Origin of the sequence: Pseudomonas sp. SWI7, from assembly GCF_006351945.1 — a bacterium.
Lineage (GTDB): Bacteria > Pseudomonadota > Gammaproteobacteria > Pseudomonadales > Pseudomonadaceae > Aquipseudomonas > Aquipseudomonas fulva.
Map to the genome: position 1 here is coordinate 2,877,476 of NZ_CP040930.1, position 21,496 is coordinate 2,898,971.

General features: G+C 61.1%; 21 protein-coding genes. 9 read left to right on the top strand and 12 right to left on the bottom strand.

Annotation, left to right across the window (positions count from 1 at the left end; all coding sequences use genetic code 11):
- The first annotated feature begins 34 nt into the window (after positions 1 to 34).
- The 5 genes from FH041_RS13240 (at position 35) to FH041_RS13260 (ending at position 4,242) form a co-directional block, all read left to right on the top strand.
- The gene (locus tag FH041_RS13240; protein ID WP_050437991.1) at positions 35 to 2,731 is read left to right on the top strand and encodes an S-type pyocin domain-containing protein; all 2,697 of its coding nucleotides are present in this window, start codon (positions 35 to 37) and stop codon (positions 2,729 to 2,731) included.
- Positions 2,728 to 2,991, top strand: a complete 264-nt coding sequence (locus FH041_RS13245; RefSeq protein WP_028687194.1) for a bacteriocin immunity protein — start codon at positions 2,728 to 2,730, stop codon at positions 2,989 to 2,991. The genes FH041_RS13240 and FH041_RS13245 overlap by 4 nt, the downstream gene beginning before the upstream one ends.
- 190 nt (positions 2,992 to 3,181) lie before the next feature.
- Positions 3,182 to 3,439, top strand: coding sequence for an S-type pyocin (locus tag FH041_RS13250; protein ID WP_104925867.1), 258 nt, complete (start codon positions 3,182 to 3,184; stop codon positions 3,437 to 3,439).
- Between the two features lie 184 nt (positions 3,440 to 3,623).
- On the top strand, positions 3,624 to 3,731 hold the full coding sequence (locus FH041_RS23015; RefSeq protein WP_254286605.1) for a hypothetical protein: 108 nt from the start codon (positions 3,624 to 3,626) through the stop codon (positions 3,729 to 3,731).
- A 220-nt stretch (positions 3,732 to 3,951) separates the two neighbouring features.
- A complete protein-coding gene (locus FH041_RS13260; RefSeq protein ID WP_028687193.1) occupies positions 3,952 to 4,242 on the top strand; it encodes a GTP-binding protein in 291 nt (96 codons plus the stop codon).
- Between the two features lie 51 nt (positions 4,243 to 4,293).
- On the opposite strand, the gene cysN is transcribed toward FH041_RS13260, so the two are convergent.
- From cysN to FH041_RS13275, 3 genes are all read right to left on the bottom strand, one after another.
- On the bottom strand, positions 4,294 to 6,195 hold the full coding sequence (cysN, locus tag FH041_RS13265; protein ID WP_027914462.1) for a sulfate adenylyltransferase subunit CysN: 1,902 nt from the start codon (positions 6,193 to 6,195) through the stop codon (positions 4,294 to 4,296).
- Positions 6,196 to 6,372: 177 nt separating this feature from the next.
- Entirely contained in the window at positions 6,373 to 7,290 is a 918-nt protein-coding gene (cysD, locus tag FH041_RS13270; protein WP_023534492.1) for a sulfate adenylyltransferase subunit CysD, read from the bottom strand.
- 190 nt (positions 7,291 to 7,480) lie between these two features.
- A complete protein-coding gene (locus FH041_RS13275; protein ID WP_140174689.1) occupies positions 7,481 to 8,239 on the bottom strand; it encodes a Nif3-like dinuclear metal center hexameric protein in 759 nt (252 codons plus the stop codon).
- A 169-nt stretch (positions 8,240 to 8,408) separates the two neighbouring features.
- On the opposite strand from FH041_RS13275, the gene algW reads away from it, so the two are divergent.
- On the top strand, positions 8,409 to 9,569 hold the full coding sequence (gene algW, locus FH041_RS13280; RefSeq protein WP_027914460.1) for a Do family serine endopeptidase AlgW: 1,161 nt from the start codon (positions 8,409 to 8,411) through the stop codon (positions 9,567 to 9,569).
- Positions 9,570 to 9,641: 72 nt separating this feature from the next.
- Here the strand turns inward: algW and FH041_RS13285 are convergent, their stop codons facing one another.
- The 4 genes from FH041_RS13285 to FH041_RS13300 all read right to left on the bottom strand — a co-directional run bounded on the left by FH041_RS13285 (position 9,642) and on the right by FH041_RS13300 (position 13,798).
- Complete coding sequence (locus FH041_RS13285; RefSeq protein ID WP_027914459.1) at positions 9,642 to 10,406, bottom strand: amino acid ABC transporter ATP-binding protein; 765 nt, start codon at positions 10,404 to 10,406, stop codon at positions 9,642 to 9,644.
- Between the two features lie 10 nt (positions 10,407 to 10,416).
- Positions 10,417 to 11,514: an amino acid ABC transporter permease gene (locus FH041_RS13290; protein ID WP_023534443.1), complete on the bottom strand. Its 1,098-nt coding sequence runs from the start codon at positions 11,512 to 11,514 to the stop codon at positions 10,417 to 10,419.
- Between the two features lie 10 nt (positions 11,515 to 11,524).
- Positions 11,525 to 12,703 (bottom strand): amino acid ABC transporter permease, encoded by a 1,179-nt coding sequence (locus tag FH041_RS13295; RefSeq protein WP_104925865.1) that lies wholly within the window; start codon positions 12,701 to 12,703, stop codon positions 11,525 to 11,527.
- A gap of 66 nt (positions 12,704 to 12,769) precedes the next feature.
- Positions 12,770 to 13,798: an amino acid ABC transporter substrate-binding protein gene (locus tag FH041_RS13300; RefSeq protein WP_049696504.1), complete on the bottom strand. Its 1,029-nt coding sequence runs from the start codon at positions 13,796 to 13,798 to the stop codon at positions 12,770 to 12,772.
- A 331-nt stretch (positions 13,799 to 14,129) separates the two neighbouring features.
- Here FH041_RS13300 and FH041_RS13305 point away from each other — a divergent pair, with 331 nt between their 5' ends.
- Together FH041_RS13305 and rhlB are read left to right on the top strand one after the other, a co-directional pair.
- Positions 14,130 to 14,786: an alpha/beta hydrolase gene (locus FH041_RS13305; RefSeq protein ID WP_027914456.1), complete on the top strand. Its 657-nt coding sequence runs from the start codon at positions 14,130 to 14,132 to the stop codon at positions 14,784 to 14,786.
- 100 nt (positions 14,787 to 14,886) lie between these two features.
- Entirely contained in the window at positions 14,887 to 16,335 is a 1,449-nt protein-coding gene (gene rhlB, locus FH041_RS13310) for an ATP-dependent RNA helicase RhlB (RefSeq protein ID WP_027914455.1), read from the top strand.
- A gap of 149 nt (positions 16,336 to 16,484) precedes the next feature.
- Here rhlB and moaE read toward each other — a convergent pair whose 3' ends face one another.
- The 5 genes from moaE to FH041_RS13335 all read right to left on the bottom strand — a co-directional run bounded on the left by moaE (position 16,485) and on the right by FH041_RS13335 (position 20,572).
- The gene (gene moaE, locus FH041_RS13315; RefSeq protein WP_027914454.1) at positions 16,485 to 16,934 is read right to left on the bottom strand and encodes a molybdopterin synthase catalytic subunit MoaE; all 450 of its coding nucleotides are present in this window, start codon (positions 16,932 to 16,934) and stop codon (positions 16,485 to 16,487) included.
- Positions 16,935 to 16,936: 2 nt separating this feature from the next.
- Positions 16,937 to 17,182 (bottom strand): MoaD/ThiS family protein, encoded by a 246-nt coding sequence (locus FH041_RS13320; protein ID WP_027914453.1) that lies wholly within the window; start codon positions 17,180 to 17,182, stop codon positions 16,937 to 16,939.
- Complete coding sequence (gene moaC / locus FH041_RS13325) at positions 17,182 to 17,652, bottom strand: cyclic pyranopterin monophosphate synthase MoaC (RefSeq protein ID WP_023534451.1); 471 nt, start codon at positions 17,650 to 17,652, stop codon at positions 17,182 to 17,184. Before moaC ends, FH041_RS13320 begins: the two co-directional genes overlap by 1 nt.
- A gap of 118 nt (positions 17,653 to 17,770) precedes the next feature.
- Entirely contained in the window at positions 17,771 to 19,165 is a 1,395-nt protein-coding gene (locus FH041_RS13330) for a PhoH family protein (RefSeq protein WP_023534350.1), read from the bottom strand.
- A 264-nt stretch (positions 19,166 to 19,429) separates the two neighbouring features.
- Positions 19,430 to 20,572, bottom strand: a complete 1,143-nt coding sequence (locus tag FH041_RS13335; RefSeq protein WP_059183307.1) for a polysaccharide deacetylase family protein — start codon at positions 20,570 to 20,572, stop codon at positions 19,430 to 19,432.
- A gap of 136 nt (positions 20,573 to 20,708) precedes the next feature.
- Between FH041_RS13335 and yaaA the strand changes: the two genes are divergently transcribed.
- Positions 20,709 to 21,488 (top strand): peroxide stress protein YaaA, encoded by a 780-nt coding sequence (gene yaaA, locus FH041_RS13340; protein WP_059183308.1) that lies wholly within the window; start codon positions 20,709 to 20,711, stop codon positions 21,486 to 21,488.
- The last annotated feature ends 8 nt before the right edge of the window (positions 21,489 to 21,496 follow it).

Sequence of the window (21,496 nt, forward strand, 5' to 3'; positions counted from 1 at the left end):
AAAGCTGGCCATGTAGAGATCAGGAGCTGACTACATGGCCAAAAACAACCCCGTTGTACTTGAACCCACTTACGTACACCCCCCGCTGTACTTGACCGAGGCACTTTGGATCAGCGACACCGCCCCGGACCGGATGCCACTGGCCCCAATCAGCGGAGGCGGTGGATTCGGCTTCGGTGGCTGGGGCTTGGATGCAGGGCGCCCACGTGGCACCAGCCCACCTCGTGTAATAGACACACACGAACTAGCCCCCAGCCGCGTGCTCGATATCGAGCGCAAGGGCATCGAGCAGGACCATGATGCCAAGTATGCCGCCTCCATTCAGGCATTGCCCGCGCAAATAGCACAGCAGAGATCGAGCATAACCGAGGCCGCAAGCGCCTCAGCAACCACCACGCTCGGCCAGTTGAAGGAGGAACAAAGACGGCTTACGGAACTGATAAGCGACACGCGTAGGGGCTACTTGCAGGACTTGCCGGATGCTGTGAGCTTCTACGGGGCACCCTCTTTCTACAAGCGCACGGACTCGATGATGACCCGGATCTATGACCCGGGTGTCTTTACAGAAAAAGGGGAGGCGTTCGCCAACGAACTGTACTCACGGCTGAACAGGTCTGCCGATGGCTCTTACAGGTTGCACCTCAAAGCGAGCGCACTGGCAGTGCATGCGGCGGATCTTGCGCCACTGGCTGCCGCGCTGGATCGTATCGAGCTTGAAGAGCCCGGCATCGACCTGCCTGAAGTTGTGACCAGAAGGCTTGGCCAGATCCACGTGGAAAGAGCCATCCAATTCGACGGCCTGCCAAGTTTTCTCCAGCACGAAATAGTCAGTACCGTTGGACTGGAAGGGCAGCAGCTGACCGACAACCTCGCCGCGCACCTTGCCGCCGCGCACGCGTTGATCGCCGCCAAACGCCAGGCCATCCCCGCCTTTTCCTCATCCAACCCCAAGATCACAAGCCCGCTGTCCAAGCCGCAAACAGAAGCTTTGCAGCACCTTGTAGATGAACAACGCAACCGTCGGGCCGGCCCGTTGTGGAAAGACTACCACCTGGCAATGTCGCTCACCGAATCCATACGGTTTCTGGAGCGTTACGCAAGCGCTACTCAGAACCTGCTTGAACGTACCCAGGTTGCAGAGCAGCTGTTGGCAAGACATGCAATCGAACAAAGCGCTCTGCTTGAGGCACAAGCCGCTGCGGCGCAAGCAGCTCGTCAGCAGGCCGCTGCAGACCAAGCTGCTCAGCAGCAGGCCGAAGCGGAAGCAGCCAGGCGAAAAGCTCAGGCAGATCTCCGGGCGAAGGAGCAAGCCTTCATACACAAGTGGGTTCCTGGGGAGCTTCAGGCAATTGAACGCCCCAGGGAAGAGCGACTGGCAAAAAAGGCCCAACGAAAGGTCCTAGCAGAACGCAAAGCCAGAGAGGCAGCTGAAAAAGCCGAAATGCTCCGCTTGCGCAGGGAGCAGGCTCAGCAGGCCAAGGAGGCAGCAAGGGCCGCCAGAGCAGCCCAGCGGGTTGAAGCTGAACGTAAGGTCAAGGAAGCGCTGGCAGAGCGACAGGCAAAAAAAGCTGCGCGAAAACTTGCAGCTGAACGCCGTGCAGACAAAGCCAGGCAGCAGGCCGAGGCGATGCGCAAGCAGCAGGAAGAACGCGTGCGCCGAACATATGCTTACCCCGCCCGCGATGCTGCTTCGTTGCCATTGGTACTGCCGATCGGGTCAGCCTCGTTCGGCAACCTGTCAACCGCATATGCAGGCCTGCAAGCCGCAATACGCACAGCGATAGCCAGTGTTTTGGCCACCGGCACCACGGCGCTTGTCGCGACCATGTCTCTGGCATGGCCATCCAATCTGGGCAACAGCGACCGGCAATACCTGATCGGTATCCCGCTGAGAGATTTGGTGCCGCCAGAGGGTCCAGACCTAGAAGCGCTTTCCTTGTCATTACCGCAACTGGACCTTCCGTACCTGCTATCGGGCAGCGAAGAAGGTACTGACCTCAAGTTGCACATAACAGCTGGTCGCGCTTCGGTCCCTGTCCGCGCCGCCAGATGGGATAGCGCACGAGGTGTCTACATCGTGGCGCTGGAGAACCCGCAGCGCACCTTGACCTGGACGCCGGCTAGTCCACCGGGGGCTGAGTTGGGCGGCCCCACCGGTTTACCACAGGTACCAGAAGGGATCATTGTGTACACAGGGTCCAGCCTGAACCCTGTTACCCCCGAAGCGGAAAGCTATCCCGCCTTGGACTTGCTGGACCAGGAACGGCTGATTGTCACGTTCCCCGCGGATTCAGGGCTGCCGCCTCTGTTGGTAGTGCTGAAAAGTCCGAGGTATGAGTCGGGTACATCTGTGGGAACAGGTGCCGTCCCCTCCGAAACCTGGCGCCAGGATGCGAGACGCCCGGAAGGTGCTCCCGTCCCGGCTCAGATCGCGGATAAACTCAGAGGTAGGGAGTTCAAGAGTTTCGATGCTTTTAGAAGACGGTTTTGGAAGGAGATAGCTAACGACCCAGATTTGTCTAAACACTTCAGCCCTCAAGAACTTCGCCGAATGAGAAAGCACGGCTATTCACCCAGGGTGGATAAGCAAGATGAATACAAAAGCAAGCGATCTTATGAGTTACACCATGTGATCCCCATTAGTCAAAATGGTGGCGTATACGACATGAACAATATAGTCATTCTGACACCTCTCATTCATAACAGCATTCATTATGGGAAAAGGCCATGATCTTAAAAGGCAGTTATCGCGATTATACCGAACAGGAATTCCTTGACTTCTTACTCGAGATAAACCGTGCGATCGAAGATGAGCCAGACCGTATACTCGACCCACTACTTGAGCACTTTGAACGCATTACCGAGCATCCCAGTGGTAGCGACTTATTCTTCAGGCCTGTTGGGAGCAATACCGGAGCACCTGGCGAAGTATTGGAAATTGTCAAGGCTTGGCGATTAGCCAATGAAAAAGAAAGCTTCAAAACTCCTTGAAGCCATAAGGCTCTGGACAACCAGGGCCTATCAACCACCATCCCAAACCCCAGAAAAAATCCTACGGTTCGGCGTTCACCTACATTCAGTCAGCCCCGGAAAGCATTCCCCCCCGCGCGATATTATGAATACTACTCGCGCACTATCCGCGCCAGTCGAAAAACACTATTGCCTTTACAGCGAGTCATGAATGAACACACACCTGCCAGAACAGATCAAGACCAAACTCCGTGGCCAACAGTTTGAAACATTTGCCGATTTCAAGTCCGCCTTGTGGAGCACCTATGCCAACGACGCGACCTTTTCAAAACAGTTCGGGACTTACCAATTGAATCCTATGAAAGAGGGTTGGCCGCCCCGTGCGCCGTTTCATCAAACCCTTGAGGGTTCAAGATCCTACGAGCTTTGCAACCACGGCCCTGAAGCGAAATGCCATGATCTCAATTAAAGGTGTTGCGGCCGCGCCACGCCAGTGGAGCAACTCCCGCCCAAACGCCTGGTCGACTACACCGCAGCCGACTTCCTGACGCTGATCCAAACGATAATGTCCGCCACTGGAACGACAGCATACCAAGACGCGCAGCTCGAACATTTCCATCGAGGCTGTAGACCATCCCGACGGTTCAGACCTGATCTACCCCCTTGATCCCGCCTATGAGCGAACCGCTGAGCAGGTGCTGGCAACCCTTGTAGCCTGGCGCACTTCCAACCAACTCCCGGTGTTCACCGACTTGCGGTGACCAAAGCCTGCGCTCGAGCACCTAGTGTGGCGCCCATCCCGGCGTTCCCCGCCCTGCTGACTGCGAGGATTCCGTACCCCTGCGAACGCGTCCTTCCATCCACTACGTCTGCGAAGCTTGTTCGAACAGCCGGGACAAACGGCCACCTGCTGCGCGATAAAGGCGATTTCTGATCGGCCAGCCCGGCCAGCCGGGTTTGAAATCGGGTTGCTGTTGAGCGTTGAGTGGTGGCCGGTTCGAATGGGAATACCAAGGGCGCTGGTGGCGCTTCGTCGAGCAACCTCAGTGGCCGCTGGAAGCCTATCGGCGCCAAGCGAGCATGGGAAAATGGGATGAAAACGTGAGTGATTGCCGTCAAGAAATCGTGTTCATCGGCCAGCGGCTGGACGTTGATGCGCTGAAGTCGGCGCTGAATGGATGTTTGCTGAGCGAGGAGGCGATATTGGCGGGGCCCAAGCGTTGGGTGCAGATGGAAGGTGGCGAGCTTGCGCTCGCTCCTGCAGGAAAGTAAAACCCGTAGGAGCGAGCGTAGCTCGCAATAAAGCCTAAGCGTCAAACGCCGTCAGATCGCCCCACGCTGCCTCAACACATCCAGCACGAGCTTGACCCCTTCTTCCACGCTGGTGGCCTGGGTATCGATGACCAGATCGGCGTCCAGCGGTACATCGAACGGGAAGCTTTCGCCTGGAATGTTGTCACCTTCGGCTGCATACAGGCCCTGCGGATCGCGTTCGCGGCAGACCAGTGGCGAGGCCTGGACGTAGACGGTCACCAGGCGGTCCTTGCCGATCAGCGCCTTGGCTTGCTCACGGCCTTCGGCATCCGGGGCCACGAACGCGGCCAGGGTCAGCAAGCCGGCTTCGTTGAACTGGCGCGCCACATGGGCGGCGCGGCGCCAGTTCTCGGTACGGCCAGCGCGATCCTGTGGCAGGCCCTTGTTCAGGTCATGGCGCAGGTTCTGCCCGTCGAGTACGTAAACGGCGCGGCCCATGTCGAACAGCTTGCGCTCCACCGCGTAGGCCAAGGTGCTCTTGCCGGCGCCGGACAGGCCGCTGAACAGCACGGTTGCCGGTTGCTGGCCAAAGCGCAGGGCGCGCTCTTCGGTCGAGACATGCGCCGACTTGCCATGCTGCCCGGCGCTGCCATGGGGCAGTACGGGCTGGGCGATGATCATGCCGGCGCCCACGGTGCCGTTGGTCAGGCGGTCGATGACGATGAACGCACCGGTGGTGCGGTTGCTCTCGTAACCGTCCAGCGCAATGGCACTGTCCAGGGACACCTTGACGCGACCGATTTCGTTCAGTTGCAAGGCGCTGGCAGCGCCCTTCTCCAGGGTATTGACGTCCACCTTGTGGGTGATGCTGGCAATCGAACCCGGCACGTAGCTGGTCGCACGCTTGATGTCGTACTTCTTGCCCGGCAGCATCGGCTCTTCGGCCATCCACACCAGCATGGCTTCGAACTGGTCGGTCACAGGCGGCACATTGTCGGCATGCACCAGCAGGTCGCCACGGGAGATGTCGATCTCGTCTTCCATGGTCAGGGTCACGGCCTGGCCCGGGCCTGCGCTTTCCAGCTCGCCTTCGTAGGTGACGATGGACTTCACCCGGCTGCTCTTGCCCGACGGCAGCACGACGACTTCATCGCCCTTGTGCACCACGCCGCTGGCCAGGGTGCCTGCGAAACCACGGAAGTTCAGGTTGGGGCGGTTGACGTACTGCACCGGGAAACGCAGGTCGGTGAAGTTGCGGTCGGCCGCCACTTCCACGGTTTCCAGGATTTCCATCAGGGTCGGGCCGGTGTACCACGGCGACTGTTCGCTGTGGTTGACCACGTTGTCACCCTTGAGCGCGGACATCGGCACGAAGTGCAGGCTGCTCGGCGTCAGGTTGATGGCTTCGGCGAATGCCAGGTAGTCGGCCTTGATCGACTCGAAGACGCCTTCATCGAAGCCCTTGAGGTCCATCTTGTTGACGGCGACCACGATGTGCTTGATGCCCAGCAACGAGGCGATGTAGCTGTGGCGGCGGGTCTGGGTCTGCACACCGTAGCGCGCATCGACCAGGATGATGGCCAGGTCGCAGGTGGACGCGCCGGTCGCCATGTTGCGGGTGTACTGCTCGTGGCCCGGGGTGTCGGCGATGATGAACTTGCGTTTGGCCGTGGAGAAGTAGCGGTAGGCCACGTCGATGGTGATGCCCTGCTCGCGCTCGGCCTGGAGGCCATCGACCAGCAGCGCCAGGTCCACTTCCTCGCCCGTGGTGCCGGACTTCTTCGAATCACGGGTGATGGCTTCGAGGTGGTCCTCGTAGATCATCTTCGAGTCATGCAGCAGGCGCCCGATCAAGGTGCTCTTGCCGTCGTCCACGTTGCCGCAGGTCAGGAAACGCAGCAGTTCTTTGCGCTCGTGCTGAGCCAGATAAGCGAGGATGTCTTCGCTGATCAAATCGGATTGGTGACTCATCTCATTCAAGCTCCAAGCTGTCAGCTTCAAGCGGCAAGCTTGTCGGCGTACAACTAGTTAGAAATTAGGTTGATCAACCCACTTGGCATTCTGGAGCGCTCGCGGGCCATGCAGGCGGCAATCCACAAGGTTCGAACGCAGCGCGTTCGACTGCTCTTGCAGCTTGCCGCTTGAAGCTTAGAAATAGCCCTGGCGTTTCTTGTCTTCCATGGACCCGGCGCCGTCGTGATCGATGACCCGGCCCTGACGCTCGGAAGTGCGCGTCAGGAGCATTTCCTGAATGATGTCGGTGAGCGTCTCGGCTTCGGACTCCACGGCGCCCGTCAACGGGTAGCAGCCCAGGGTACGGAAACGCACCTTTTTCTTGACGATACGGGCTTTCTCTTCCTCGGACAGGTGCTCGAGGATGCGCTCGTCGTCGATCATGATCAGGGTGCCATTCTTCTCGATGACTTCGCGCTCGGCGGCGAAGTACAGCGGCACGATCGGGATGCCTTCAAGGTAGATGTACTGCCAGATGTCCAGCTCGGTCCAGTTCGACAGAGGGAACACACGAATGGACTCGCCCTTGTTGACCTTGCCGTTGTAGACGTTCCACAGCTCAGGGCGCTGGTTCTTCGGGTCCCAGCGGTGCTTGCTGTCACGGAAGGAGTACACGCGTTCCTTGGCTCGCGACTTTTCTTCGTCGCGGCGGGCGCCACCGAAAGCGGCATCGAAGCCATGCTTGTCCAGTGCCTGCTTGAGGCCCTGGGTCTTCATGATGTCGGTGTGCTTGGCGCTGCCATGGGTGAACGGGTTGATGCCCTGCGCCACACCCTCTGGGTTGACGTGGGTGATCAGGTCGAGCCCCATTTCCTCGACCATCTTGTCGCGGAAGCGGTACATCTCCTGGAATTTCCACTGGGTGTCGACGTGCATCACCGGGAACGGCAGCTTGCCCGGGAAGAAAGCCTTGCGCGCCAGGTGCAGCATCACGGCGGAATCCTTGCCGATCGAGTACAGCATGACCGGGTTGTCGAACTCGGCGGCCACCTCGCGGATGATATGGATGCTTTCCGCCTCCAGCTGTTTCAAGTGCGTCAGTTTGTCGACCATGGCTACTCACGAAAAACGATCTTATGGACGGCCAGCGGGCCGTGTTCGAGCGAGCCACTCTATCACAGCAGATGATTCTATTTAGACGCCTGGATAGATCGAAAGCGTCTAACCATATGACTGCGGGTTTGGGCTGCGGGTTGGCGCTCAAGCCCGCTGATCCATCATCTGGCCTGCGCCGACAGGCCGGTCAGATCGGATTGGGGCAATCGATGAACAGGTGCTCCACGGCAAAACGCCGTGCCAGGTAATCGCCCAATGCCTGCACCCCGTAACGCTCGGTCGCATGGTGTCCTGCGGCGATGAAGCTCACGCCGTTTTCGCGGGCGCTGTGGTAGGTCTGTTCCGACGCTTCGCCGGTCAGGTACAAGTCCACCCCGGCGGCGATCGCGGTGTCGATGTAGCCCTGCCCGCCGCCGGTGCACCACCCTACACGACGAACGACCCTGTCTTCTTCGACCAGCAATGGCTCACGCCCCAGCACATCCTGCACGCGTCGGGCGAAATCGCGGGCAGTCATGGGTTGGGCCAGCGACCCGACCAGCCCGACTACCTTGGGGTTTTCTGGATCCAGCGGGCCCTCGACGGTGATCTGAAGCTGTTGCGCCAGCTGCACGTTGTTGCCCACTTCCGGGTGGACGTCGAGCGGCAGGTGAAAGGCCAGCAGGCTGATGTCGTTGTTCAGCAGGGTTTTCAGGCGTCGCTGGCGAATGCCGGTGATGCAGGGGTTTTCCCCCTTCCAGAAATAACCATGGTGCACCAGCACGAGATCGGCTAGAGCCTCTACGGCCGCATCGAGCAAGGCCTGGCTGGCGGTCACGCCCGTGACGATGCGCCCGACCTGCGGCCGGCCTTCGACCTGCAAGCCATTGGGGCAATAGTCCTGGATCCTGCTGCTGCCCAGGTAGCGCTCGGCTTCTTCGACCAATGTACTCAGCGCGACGGCCATGGGAAATCTCCTCGAAAAAACTGGGTGCCTGCCAGGCGCAAGGCCTGGCGAAGGTCCGTATAATGCCGGCCATTATGGGCCGTCGTCGGCACTGGGGGAACCGGTGTATGATCGCGCGCCCACGCTCCAATGCGCGGCCCCAGGCCCCGGCTCTTTCCAGGATTCGTTCATGTTCAAGGCTCTGCGTTACTTTGGCTGGCCCCTGCTCACTGGCGTGCTCATCGCCGCCCTGATCATCCAACGCTTTCCGGAGTGGGTCGGCTTGCCCAGCCAGGATGTCAACCTGCAACAGGCGCCCCAGTCCACACAGGTGGTGCAGGGCCCGGTCTCCTATGCCGATGCCGTCACCCTGGCCGCGCCTGCGGTGGCCAACCTGTACACTACCAAGGTGGTGAACAAGAGCTCGCACCCGCTGTTCGAAGACCCGCAGTTCCGCCGGTTCTTCGGCGACAACCTGCCCAAGCAGCGCCGCTGGGAGTCCAGCCTGGGCTCGGCGGTGATCATGAGCCCCGAGGGCTATCTGCTGACCAACAACCACGTGACCAGCGGCGCCGACCAGATCGTCGTGGCGCTCAAGGATGGCCGGGAAACCTTGGCCAGGGTGATCGGCAGCGACCCGGAGACAGACCTGGCGGTGCTCAAGATCGACCTGAAGAAACTGCCGGCCATCACCATCGGGCGCTCCGACACCATTCGCATCGGCGACGTGTCGCTGGCTATCGGCAACCCGTTCGGCGTCGGCCAGACCGTGACCATGGGTATCATCAGCGCCACCGGCCGTAACCAGCTGGGCCTGAACAACTACGAAGATTTCATCCAGACCGACGCGGCGATCAACCCGGGCAATTCGGGCGGCGCCCTGGTGGATGCCAACGGCAACCTGATCGGCATCAACACCGCCATCTTCTCCAAGTCGGGTGGCTCGCAAGGCATCGGCTTTGCTATTCCAGTAAAGCTGGCCCTTGAGGTGATGAAGTCGATCGTCGAGCACGGCCAGGTCATCCGGGGCTGGCTGGGTATCGAAGTTCAGCCGCTCAGCACAGAGCTTGCCGAGTCGTTCGGCATGAAGGACCGGCCAGGCATCGTGGTGGCGGGCATTTTCCGCGAAGGCCCGGCGGCCAAGGCCGGCCTGCAGTTAGGGGATGTGATCCTGAGCATTAACGGCGAGCCGGCGGGCGATGGCCGCCGGTCGATGAACCAGGTGGCGCGCATCAAGCCCAACGAAAAGATCACCATCGAGGTGATGCGCAACGGTCAGCAGCTCAAGCTGATCGCCGAGGTAGGCCTGCGGCCACCGCCAGCGCCGGTGGCCAAGCAGGAAGAAAAGTAACGCAAGTGCCCAACATGTGGGCGCTTGCGATTGGCCTGCGGCGCTACGCAGGCCAATCGCCCCTCTACTGCATCAGTGCAGAATCTGACTGAGGAACAAGCGCGTGCGGTCACTCTGTGGCCGGTCGAAGAAATCGTCCGGTGACGCCTGCTCGACGATCTCGCCCTTGTCCATGAAGATCACCCGATTCGCCACGGTGCGGGCAAAGCCCATTTCGTGGGTCACGCACAGCATGGTCATGCCATCTTCGGCCAGGCCAACCATGGTATCGAGCACTTCCTTGACCATTTCCGGGTCCAGCGCCGAGGTCGGCTCATCGAACAGCATGATTTTGGGCTTCATGCACAACGCCCGGGCGATGGCCACGCGCTGCTGCTGACCGCCAGACAACTGCCCGGGGTACTTGTGCGCCTGCTCGGGGATACGCACTCGCTCCAGGTAGTGCATGGCGATTTCCTCGGCCTTGCGCTTGGGCATCTTGCGCACCCACATGGGCGCCAGGGTGCAGTTTTCCAGGATGGTCAGGTGCGGAAACAGGTTGAAGTGCTGGAACACCATGCCCACTTCGCGGCGGATGGCCTCGATCTGCTTGAGGTCGTTGGTCAGTTCCACACCGTCGACCACGATCCGCCCCTGCTGGTGTTCCTCCAGACGGTTCAGGCAACGGATGGTGGTGGACTTGCCCGAACCCGAGGGCCCGCACAGCACGATGCGCTCGCCCTGGCGAACATTGAGATTGATGTCCTTGAGCACATGAAACTGGCCATACCACTTGTTCACGCCCTGCATCTGGATGATGCCTTCGGGGCCGGCAGGCTGCTTGATCGCTTCACTCATTTCGAAACTCCTAACGCTTGTGGCCAGTGTCCAGCTTGCGCTCCAGGTGCATGGAGTAGCGGGACATACCGAAACAGAAAATCCAGAAAACCAAGGCGGCGAACACATAGCCTTCGGTGGCCATGCCCAGCCAGGCCGGGTCGGCGGCAGCTTGCTTGACGCTGTTGAGCAGGTCGAACAGGCCGATGATGATCACCAGGCTGGTGTCCTTGAACAGGGCGATGAAGGTATTGACGATGCCGGGGATGACCAGCTTGAGCGCCTGGGGCAGGATCACCAGCCCCATCGAGCGCCAGTAGCCCAGCCCCATGGCGGCGGCGGCTTCGTACTGCCCTTTGGGGATGGCTTGCAGGCCGCCACGCACCACTTCGGCGATGTATGCCGACTGGAACAGGATCACCCCGATCATGGCCCGCAGCAGCTTGTCGAAGCTCATGCCCTCGGGCAGGAACAACGGCAGCATCACCGACGACATGAACAACACCGTGATCAGTGGCACGCCCCGCCAGAACTCGATGAAGGTCACGCACACCACTTTCACCGCCGGCATGCGCGAGCGCCGCCCCAGCGCCAGTACGATCCCCAGGGGCAAGGCCCCGACGATGCCCACGGTGGCAATCACCAGCGTCAGCATCAGGCCGCCCCATTGGCTGGTCGGTACCGTCTCCAGACCAAACAGCCCGCCGTGCAGCAGGGTGTAGGCCACCAGCGGGTACAGCACCAGGAACCCCAGCCCGTAGACCGCCTTGCGCGGGAAGCTGCGGATGAACAGCGGCGCTGCGCCCAGCACCGCCAGCCATACCGTCAGGTCCACCCGCCAGCGCAACTCGGAGGGGTAGTAGCCGTACATGAACTGGCCGAAACGCTGCTGGATGAACACCCAGCAGGCGCCTTCCTTGGTGCAGTCGGCACGGGTGGTGCCCACCCAGTTCGCATCGATCAACGCCCATTGCAGGAGCGGTGGCACGATCAGCCAGACCAGGTAGATGGCGAACAGGGTAAGCAGGGTATTGAGCCAGCTGGAGAACAGGTTGGCGCGCATCCAGGCGAGCACGCCGACGGTTTTCACCGGAGGCGGCATGTCAGGTTTGAAAACATGAGCATTCACAGACGTATCCTCACCGTTCGATCAGCGCGATGCGCTTGTTGTACCAGTTCATCAACAGCGAAATGCTGATGCTGATGGCCAGGTAGACGCTCATGGTGATGGCGATCACCTCGATGGCCTGGCCGGTCTGGTTGAGCACGGTGCCGGCGAACAGCGAGACCATTTCCGGATAGCCGATGCCTGCGGCCAGCGACGAGTTCTTCGCCAGGTTCAGGTACTGGCTGGTAAGCGGTGGAATGATCACGCGCAGTGCCTGCGGGATGATCACCTTGCGCAGGGTTGGCCCCTCGCGCAGCCCCAGCGAACGCGCAGCCTCGGTCTGGCCATGGCTGACCGAACGGATACCCGAGCGCACGATTTCGGCAATGAATGCTGCGGTGTAGATCGTCAAGGCCAGGGTCAACGCCAGTAGTTCAGGGATCAGTACCCAGCCGCCGACAAAGTTGAAGCCCTTGAGCTGCGGCACCTCCCACTGCACGGGGCTGCCGAACAACAGCACACAGGCACCCGGAATGGCGATCATCAGCGCCAGCCCCACCCAGAACTTGTGATACGGCTGGCCGGTTTCTTCGAAGCGCCGGTTGGCTCGACGCGCCATCAACACGGTTGCCAGCAAGGCTACCAGCAGGGCAGCCACGAATGGCCAGAAGCCTTCTGCCATGGAGGCTCCAGGCATGTTCAGGCCGCGGTTGCTGATAAAGAAAGCGTCATCGATGTTGATGCTGCCCCGCGGCCCCGGAAGGGTCAGGAACACGGCGAAGTACCAGAACAGGATCTGCAATAGCGGCGGGATGTTGCGGAAGGTTTCCACGTACACGGTAGCCAGCTTGTTGATCATCCAGTTCGGCGACAACCTGGCGACACCGATGATGAAGCCCAGCAGTGTGGCCAGCACCACCCCGATGAGGGTCACCAGCAAGGTGTTGAGCAGCCCGATGACGAACACCCGCGCATAGCTGTCCGACTCCACATAGGGAATCAGGTGCTGAGCGATGCCGAAGCCGGCACTGCGGTCAAGAAAGTCGAAGCCCGAGGTGATGCCTCGGTGCTGCAGGTTGGTTTGCGTGTTGTGAAACAGGTACCAGCCCAGACCGACCACGAAGACGATGGTCAATAGCTGGAACAGCCACGCGCGCACACGTGGATCGCTCAGGGATAAACCCTTTGGTGCGCCAATTCGATTTTGCATGAAATGCCCCGAAGAGAAGGGTAGCGGACCGCCTGCGGCGGCGGGATGCCGCCGCAGGTGCAACCATCAACGCACAGGTGGTGCGTACTGGATGCCGCCGTTGTTCCACAGGGCATTCATGCCACGGTCGATCTTCAGGTCGGTGCTCTGGCCAAGGTTCTTCTCGAACACCTCGCCGTAGTTGCCCACTTGCTTGACGATCTGCACTACCCAGTCCTTGGGCAGCTTGAGGTCCTTGCCGTACTCGCCGTCGCCACCCAGCAGACGCGCCACATCCGGGTTCTTGGTGCTCTTGGCCTCGGCCTCGACGTTCTTGGAGGTGATGCCGGCTTCTTCGGCATTGAGCATGGCGAACAGGGTCCACTTGACGATGCTGAACCACTCCTCGTCACCCTTGCGCACGACCGGGCCCAGCGGTTCCTTGGAAATGGTTTCCGGCAGTACCACGTAGTCGGTCGGGGCGGCGAGTTTGGAACGCTGGGCGAACAATTGGGACTTGTCCGACGTCAGCACGTCGCAACGGCCAGACTCCAGGGACTTGGCGCTCTCATCCGAAGTGTCGAAGGTGATGGGGGTGTATTTCAAGCCATTGGCGCGGAAGAAGTCCGATACGTTCAGTTCGGTCGTGGTGCCGGCCTGGATGCAGATGGTCGCGCCATCGAGCTCCTTGGCGCTGGATACGCCAAGCTTCTTGTTGACCAGGAAACCTACGCCGTCGTAGTAGGTGACCCCAGTGAACATCAGGCCCATGCCGGCATCGCGCGAGCTGGTCCAGGTGGTGTTGCGCGACAGCACGTCGACTTCGCCCGATTGCAGCGCGGTGAAGCGTTCCTTGGCGTTGAGCTGGCTGAACTTGACCTTGGTCGCGTCCCCGAACACTGCTGCCGCTACAGCGCGACAGACATCGGCGTCGATCCCGACGATCTTGCCTTGTGCATCTGGAACCGAGAAGCCTGGGAGACCGTCACTCACGCCACACTGGACGAAGCCCTTCTTCTTTACCGCATCGAGCGTCGCACCGGCCTGGGCCGTACTCACGGCGCTCAGGGCAGCGGCAGCGGTCAGGACTGCCAGGGTGGTTTTCAACATCTTCATTCACAACCTCCAAATCGCTCTTGTTGTATCGAGCCGGAATTGCACCGCACCCTTTTGAGGCGCATCCGACCCGTATTGGCTTGTTATTGGGTCACTTGGCGCAATGGGCTGTTCTGTGACAGCCTTCGCGTGCAAAGGGTGTTACCGTCTCGGCCTGTCCCTTGCATCACAGAGGGAAGTGCAAACCGCGTACCAGATTGCGCGGCTTGAGCGTTTAAGCACGAGTCAAGTAGGGAAAGTTGCATCGTTGCGACATTCTTTTTCCGGCTCGTCGGGCGCGCGCCTTCTTTTCAAGCACGACCCCTTCCACACGCACGTTTTCGGAGCAGCCATGACCGACCCACTCATTCTCGAACCCCAAAAAGCCGCAGATGCCTGTGTGATCTGGTTGCACGGCCTGGGCGCGGACCGTTACGACTTCCTACCGGTGGCCGAATTCATGCAGCAGCATCTGCTCACTGCCCGGTTCGTCATGCCCCAGGCGCCGACCCGGCCGGTGACCATCAATGGCGGCTATGCCATGCCCAGCTGGTACGACATCAAGGCCATGACGCCGGCCAGGGCCATAGACGAGGCCGAGCTCGAGGCCTCGGCCGAGCAGGTCATCGCCTTGATCAAGGCCGAGCAGGCCAAGGGCATCAGCCTGTCGCGCATCTTCCTGGCCGGGTTCTCCCAAGGGGGCGCCGTCGTGCTGCACACGGCCTATATAAAGTGGCAGGAAGCGCTGGGTGGCGTGCTGGCCCTTTCCACCTATGCCCCCACCTTCGCTGACGAGCACACGTTGAGTGCTTGCCAGCAACGCACCCCGGCCCTGTGCCTGCATGGTGTGCACGACCCGGTGGTGATCCCGTCGATGGGGCGCACGGCCTTCGAGTACCTGAACACCTGGGGCGTCGCTGCCCAATGGCACGAGTACCCGATGGAGCACGAAGTGATCGTCGAAGAACTCAATGACATCCTTCAATGGCTGGCCACGCAACTGCAGTGACCTGGGCGCACGGTTCGCTCAAGGCCATTGCACTACGCCGAGCGGGGATCTTGCATTACACTGCCCGGCGTACATTCCTTAACCAATTGACGAGATGACCGTGCTCAAGGCACTCAAGAAAATATTCGGCAAGGGAGACATTGCCCCCCAGGCCACTGCGCCCGCTGCCAGCACTACCCCGGCGCCAGCGGCCCCACAGGCCCATTTGCCAGCGGCCCCTGCCGTTGCGCGCAACCCGCCTGCCGCCCAAATCGAACACACTGCCGCCACCAAACCGGCCAGTGACAAACCGCGTCGAGAGCGCAAGCCAAAGCCCAAGCCGCAGGCCAGCCTGTGGAAACCGGAGGACTTTGTGGTCGAGCCCCAGGAGGGCAAGACCCGTTTCCACGACTTCAAGCTCTCCTCTGAGCTGATGCACGCCATTCACGATCTGGGGTTCCCCTACTGCACGCCGATCCAGGCGCAGGTGCTGGGCTTCACGCTGCGGGGCCAGGACGCGATCGGCAGGGCCCAGACCGGTACCGGCAAGACGGCCGCGTTCCTGATCTCGATCATTTCCCAGCTGCAACAGACGCCCCCGCCCAAGGAACGCTACATGGGCGAGCCACGCGCGCTGATCATCGCCCCCACGCGGGAGCTGGTAGTGCAGATTGCCAAGGACGCGGTCGCCCTGACCAAATACACCGGCCTGAACGTGATGAGCTTCGTCGGCGGCATGGACTTCGACAAGCAGCTCAAGGCCCTGGAAGCACGTCACTGCGACATCCTGGTGGCAACCCCCGGCCGCCTGCTGGATTTCAACCAGCGTGGCGAGGTGCACCTGGACATGGTCGAGGTGATGGTGCTGGATGAAGCCGACCGCATGCTGGACATGGGCTTCATCCCGCAGGTGCGTCAGATCATTCGCCAGACGCCGCCCAAGAGCGAGCGCCAGACGTTGCTGTTCTCGGCCACCTTCACTGATGACGTGATGAACCTGGCCAAGCAGTGGACGACCGATCCCGCCATCGTCGAGATCGAGCCCGAGAACGTGGCCAGCGAAACGGTCGAGCAGCACGTTTACGCGGTGGCTGGCAGCGACAAATACAAGCTGCTGTACAACCTGGTGACCCAGAACAAGTGGGAACGGGTGATGGTGTTCGCCAATCGCAAGGACGAAGTGCGCCGTATCGAGGAAAAACTGGTACGCGATGGCGTCAATGCCGCGCAGTTGTCCGGCGATGTACCCCAGCACAAGCGTATCCGTACCCTCGAGAACTTCCGTGAGGGGCGTATCACGGTGCTGGTGGCGACCGATGTGGCTGGGCGCGGGATTCATATCGACGGCATCAGCCACGTCATCAATTTCACCCTGCCGGAAGACCCTGACGATTACGTGCACCGGATCGGCCGTACCGGCCGGGCAGGCACGAGCGGCGTGTCGATCAGCTTTGCCGGCGAAGATGATTCCTACCAGTTACCAGCGATCGAAACGCTGCTGGGGCGCAAGATCAAGTGTGAAATGCCGCCTGATGAGTTGCTCAAGCCAGTGCCGCGCAAGCACACGTGATCGGGTTGCGGGCGGTCAGGTCGATGATGCCCATGCTCCGGGCCCTGACCACCGGATCGGCCGCAATGGGCCGCGCAGCGACCCTGGGCGTTGAGCCTGCATGACTAAACCCTGGGCGTTTCTGCGACGCCCAAGGTCAATCGCTCCCTCTACCCCCACCGCCCCGCCGCGTCCTGGTCGCTCTGACGTCCTTCCACCCATCGCTCCCCTTGCCCGGTTGTTTCCTTCTTCCAGAACGGTGCACGGGTCTTCAGGTAATCCATGATGAAGTTGCAAGCCTCGAACGAGGCCTGCCGATGGGCACTGGCCACGCCGACGAACACGATCGGCTCACCGGGCGCCAAGTAACCCACGCGGTGCAGCACCTCGACCTTGAGCAACGGCCAGCGCTGCTGCGCCTCGGCCACGATCTTGGCCAGGGCCTTCTCGGTCATGCCGGGATAATGCTCAAGCATCATACCCGCCACGTCCTGGCCGTCGTTGAAGTCCCGCACGTAGCCGATGAAGCTGACCACTGCCCCGACACCCACGTTGGCCGCGTGCAAGGCGTTGGTCTCAACGCCTGGGTCGAAAGCGCCTTCCTGTACCCGAACGGCCATGCTCAACCTCCGGTTACAGGCGGAAAGAACGCCACTTCATCGCCCTCTTGCACAGGCTCATCCAGCCTGCACAATTCCTCGTTGCGGGCGCACATCAGGTTTTGCTCGGCCAGCACCTGATAAGGCTCGCCTCTACCCACCAACGCCAGGCGCACATCGTCCACATCCTTGAACGTCCCTTCGAGCGACTCGCTACCGCGTCCCAGCCGCTCCCGGTAGCGAGCGAAATACATCACCTTGATCTTCATCAGCCTTGCACCTTGTACGGGCCGCTTTTTCCGCCCAGCTTCTCCAACAAGCGCACTTGCTCGATGACCATGCCCTTGTCCACGGCCTTGCACATGTCGTAGAGGGTCAATGCAGCCACGCTGGCTGCCGTCAGCGCTTCCATCTCCACGCCGGTCTGCCCGGCCAGCTTGCACCGGGCGACGATGCGCACTGCATCACTGCCCTCGGCGCTGAGCTCGACCTTGACACTGGTCAGCATCAGCGGGTGGCACAACGGAATCAGGTCGCTGGTCTTCTTCGCCGCCTGAATGCCGGCGATGCGCGCTACAGCGAAGACATCACCCTTGGGATGCTCACCGTCCACGATCATTTGCAGGGTGTGCGGCAACATGCGCACGCGCGCTTCGGCTGTGGCCTCGCGCTCGGTCACGGCTTTTTCAGTGACGTCGACCATGTTGGCCCGCCCTTGGGAATCAAGATGTGTCAGCACTGCTCTGCTCCTGTGAAGGGAGCAGAGAGTGTAAACCGGTGGGTCAGGTTTGAGCAGGGGCCAGGCCGACGCATCGCGGCCAGAAGCCGCCGGGCGGCGAACCGCCCGGCGCACGGGGCTACATGTGGGACTCGGCGAACTCGGCCAGCACCGACCGAGGCACCCCTTGCAGGGTGATGTGCACGCCGTGGGGGAAGTCCTTGAAGCGTTCGGTCAGGTAGGTCAGGCCCGAACTGGTCGCGGACAGGTATGGTGTATCGATCTGCGCCAGGTTGCCCAGGCACACCACCTTCGACCCTGCGCCGGCACGGGTGATGATGGTTTTCATCTGGTGCGGCGTGAGGTTCTGGCACTCGTCGATGAGGATCAGGCTCTGCTGGAAGCTGCGACCACGGATGTAGTTGAGCGACTTGAACTGCAGCGGCACCCGCTCGAGGATGTACTCGACACTGCCATGGGTGCTCTCGTCGTCCATGTGCAAGGCTTCGAGGTTGTCGGTGATGGCGCCCAGCCAGGGCTCCATCTTCTCGGCCTCTGTGCCCGGTAGAAAACCGATCTCCTGGTCGAGCCCCTGCACGCTACGGGTGGCGATGATGCGCCGGTAGCGCTTGCTGACCATGGTCTGCTCGATGGCCGCCGCCAGCGCCAGGATGGTCTTGCCCGAACCCGCCGCCCCGGTCAGGTTGACCAGGTGGATATCCGGATCGAGCAGCGCCAACAACGCCAGGCTCTGATGAATGTCACGCGGTTTCAGGCCCCAGGCTTCCTGGTGCAGCAAGGGCTCCTGGTGCAGGTCGAGCAGTAGCAGTTCGCCCTCGCGCGTGCCCTTGATCCAGCCGACGAACCCTTGCTCATCGATGATGAACTCGTTCACGTGCACCGCTGGCAGCGGCTCGGCCAATTGCACCCTGTGCCAGGTACGGCCACGCTCCTGACGCGTGTCGACCTTGCTGACCCGGTCCCAGAACGAGCCGGTGACCGAGTGGTAGCCCTTGGACAACAGCGACACGTCGTCGACCAACTGGTCGGTGCTGTAGTCCTCGGCGGCAATGCCGCAGGCACGCGCCTTCAGGCGCATGTTGATGTCCTTGGTGACCAGCACCACGTCCAGGTCGGTACGCCGTGCCCTGACTTCGAGCAGCTGATTGATGATGATGTTGTCGTTGAGGGTTTCGGGCAACAGCTTGTTCGGCTCGTTGCGCGGGGTCATCAGGATGGACAGATAACCTTTTGGCCCACTTTTGCCACGCTGGATGGGTACCCCCTGCTCCACCACGCTGGGCGAGGCATCACCCAGCGTCTGGTCGATCAGGCGGATGGCCTGGCGGCATTCGGCAGCGATACTTTGCTTACCGGCCTTGAGCTTGTCGAGTTCCTCCAGCACCGTCATGGGAATGGCGACGTGGTGCTCCTCGAAGTTGAGTAATGCGTTGGGGTCGTGAATCAGGACGTTGGTATCGAGCACATAGAGGATTGGCTTGCTGGAGGAAGGGGTGCGTCCTTGGTCATCCATACTCGGTCACCTTATGTCGAAGCGGCACGGCGTGGTCTGTTACGCCGCGGAGTGACTGCCGTTCTTCCCGTATCCGCGTTGTTACGGGCGGGAAGCGATCTGGCCAGGTGGACCCATGTGACGCCACCTGTGCTGCAGGAATCGGCTGTCTGGTTTCTTCATACCGCAAAAGCCATGACCGGAAAAAGCATTTTCATACGATTGCCAACTTTATTTTTCTGATTGACGAACAGGCCTTGGCGCCAGCGCCAAGCAGGTCTACAGTCAGAAGTCAGGTTGCTGCGCGCCCTGTCCGTATTCGCGACAATCCTGCCAACCAATGCCGCTTTGCGCGGTGTGTTCAAGCAGCCACTGCAGCGCAGGCCTGGCCTTGGGCAACGCGTCGTGAAACTGGATCACGCCTTTGCGCCATAGCAGCATCAAGGTCAACACACGCTGGGCTGAGGCCTGCGCACTCAAGCCCGAGTCGTCCTGCGCATCGATATCCCACAGCGAGACCTGCAACTGCTGGCGCTGCATGAAGGCCTGGCCGTCGGCCCGCCGCTGGCCATAGGGCGGGCGAAACAGCGGCACGTACTGCTCGGGCAGGTCTGCCCGCACCCGTGCCTGGCTGCGGCTGATCGAGGCCTGCCAATCCGTCCACTGCGCGTGGGACCGGTACTCCCACCCCTGAATGCCTACGCACTGCCCTTCATACAAGCGCCGCAGGGCCGCCAGCGATTCGCCGTCACGACGTTGCTGCAAACGGCTGCCGAGCACGAAGAACGTCCCGTCGAGCTTCTGCTTGCGCAGGTAGGCGGTCAACGCGTCTGTGGTGCCCGCCGCCGCGCCCGGCCCACCGGCAAAGGTGAGCAGAAACAGCCGGTCATTGAGCTCATCGCCGTTGCGTTCGGCCGCCGACAGCCGCTGTACTTCGCTGCTGGTCTGCGGCAACAACGCCGCCTTGCGCAGTTGCTCGTTCAGGTACTGCTCATGAAATTGCCGGCTGGGCTCGATCCAGCCCGTGTAGAACTCACCCACATCCGTGGCGAAGGTCGCCGCTTGCAAGCGCAGTTCGGCCATCGACGTCACCGCATAGCAAAAGGACGCATCCTGCTCGCAACTGCGTTGCGCTTGTTGATAACCTTGCCAAAGCCGCTGCCACAGCCGCGCCCTCACCTGCCTGACCTTCTGCACGTTGACCTGCCGCAGGCCCAGGCGAGCTGCCAAGGTATTCTCGTCGAGCAGCTCGTTCTCGTGCAGCACCCGGGCGAACGAGAGTATTTCGGCCCGTGATGCCACATCGAACAGCGCAGGGCTGTCCAGCTGCTCCGGCCACAGGCCACGGTCCAGGCTGGCCGGCGTGGCAGGGGCGGCTTGAACGGCCAGGCTCAACAGGCCAGCCAGCAGGGCTGTAACGAGGCGCACGGTCAGGGCTCCGCTCAAGGAAAACAGGCACTATAGCCGCTGTATCGGCCATGGGCGTTGACTATTGTCGCCATAGTTTGGACTTGCCTCTTCCAACCCTTAGAATCCCCGCTCAACGATGCCAGGAGCCGATCCGATGCTGACGGTGATTTCCCCCGCCAAGACCCTCGACTACGACACCCCGCCGGTGACCGAGCGTTTCACCCTGCCCCGCCACCTCGACCATTCCCAGGAACTGATCGAGCAGCTGCGAGCAATGAGCCCGGCGCAGATCAGCGAACTGATGCACCTGTCCGACAAGCTGGCGGGCCTGAACGCCGCGCGTTTCGGCAGTTGGACACCTACCTTCACGCCAGAGAACGCCAAGCAGGCCCTGCTGGCTTTCAAAGGTGACGTCTACACCGGCCTGGACGCCCAGACCTTGACTGAAGACGACCTCAGCTATGCCCAGGATCACCTGCGCATGCTCTCCGGCCTCTACGGCCTGCTGCGCCCTCTGGACCTGATGCAGCCCTATCGCCTGGAAATGGGCACCAAACTGGCCAACGCCCGTGGCAAGGACCTGTACGCGTTCTGGGGCACGCGCATCAGCGAGTGGCTCAACGAGGCCCTGGCCGAACAGGGCGACGATGTGCTGCTGAATCTGGCCAGCAACGAATATTTCAGCGCGGTCAAGCGCAGCGCCCTGAAGGCCCGGGTGATCAACGTGGACTTCAAGGACCTGAAAAACGGCCAGCACAAGATCATCAGCTTCTATGCTAAGAAAGCGCGCGGCATGATGAGCCGCTTCGTCATCGAAGAGCGCATCAGTGACCCGACGCAGCTCAAGCAGTTCGACGTGCAGGGGTATTACTACAGCGCCGAGCAGTCGAAGGCCGAACACCTGGTGTTCTTGCGGGATCAGCCCGACGCATAGGGCGCTGA

Coding starts and splice junctions, on each gene's coding strand:
- FH041_RS13285 (WP_027914459.1), bottom strand. CDS start 10,406: ATGAGTGAAGCGATCAAGCAGCCTGCCGGCCCCGAAGGCATCATCCAG.
- FH041_RS13305 (WP_027914456.1), top strand. CDS start 14,130: ATGACCGACCCACTCATTCTCGAACCCCAAAAAGCCGCAGATGCCTGT.
- moaE (WP_027914454.1), bottom strand. CDS start 16,934: ATGGCCGTTCGGGTACAGGAAGGCGCTTTCGACCCAGGCGTTGAGACC.
- FH041_RS13250 (WP_104925867.1), top strand. CDS start 3,182: ATGAACACACACCTGCCAGAACAGATCAAGACCAAACTCCGTGGCCAA.
- FH041_RS13330 (WP_023534350.1), bottom strand. CDS start 19,165: ATGGATGACCAAGGACGCACCCCTTCCTCCAGCAAGCCAATCCTCTAT.
- FH041_RS13245 (WP_028687194.1), top strand. CDS start 2,728: ATGATCTTAAAAGGCAGTTATCGCGATTATACCGAACAGGAATTCCTT.
- cysN (WP_027914462.1), bottom strand. CDS start 6,195: ATGAGTCACCAATCCGATTTGATCAGCGAAGACATCCTCGCTTATCTG.
- FH041_RS13300 (WP_049696504.1), bottom strand. CDS start 13,798: ATGAAGATGTTGAAAACCACCCTGGCAGTCCTGACCGCTGCCGCTGCC.
- FH041_RS13320 (WP_027914453.1), bottom strand. CDS start 17,182: ATGAAGATCAAGGTGATGTATTTCGCTCGCTACCGGGAGCGGCTGGGA.
- cysD (WP_023534492.1), bottom strand. CDS start 7,290: ATGGTCGACAAACTGACGCACTTGAAACAGCTGGAGGCGGAAAGCATC.
- FH041_RS13295 (WP_104925865.1), bottom strand. CDS start 12,703: ATGCAAAATCGAATTGGCGCACCAAAGGGTTTATCCCTGAGCGATCCA.
- FH041_RS13275 (WP_140174689.1), bottom strand. CDS start 8,239: ATGGCCGTCGCGCTGAGTACATTGGTCGAAGAAGCCGAGCGCTACCTG.
- algW (WP_027914460.1), top strand. CDS start 8,409: ATGTTCAAGGCTCTGCGTTACTTTGGCTGGCCCCTGCTCACTGGCGTG.
- yaaA (WP_059183308.1), top strand. CDS start 20,709: ATGCTGACGGTGATTTCCCCCGCCAAGACCCTCGACTACGACACCCCG.
- FH041_RS13240 (WP_050437991.1), top strand. CDS start 35: ATGGCCAAAAACAACCCCGTTGTACTTGAACCCACTTACGTACACCCC.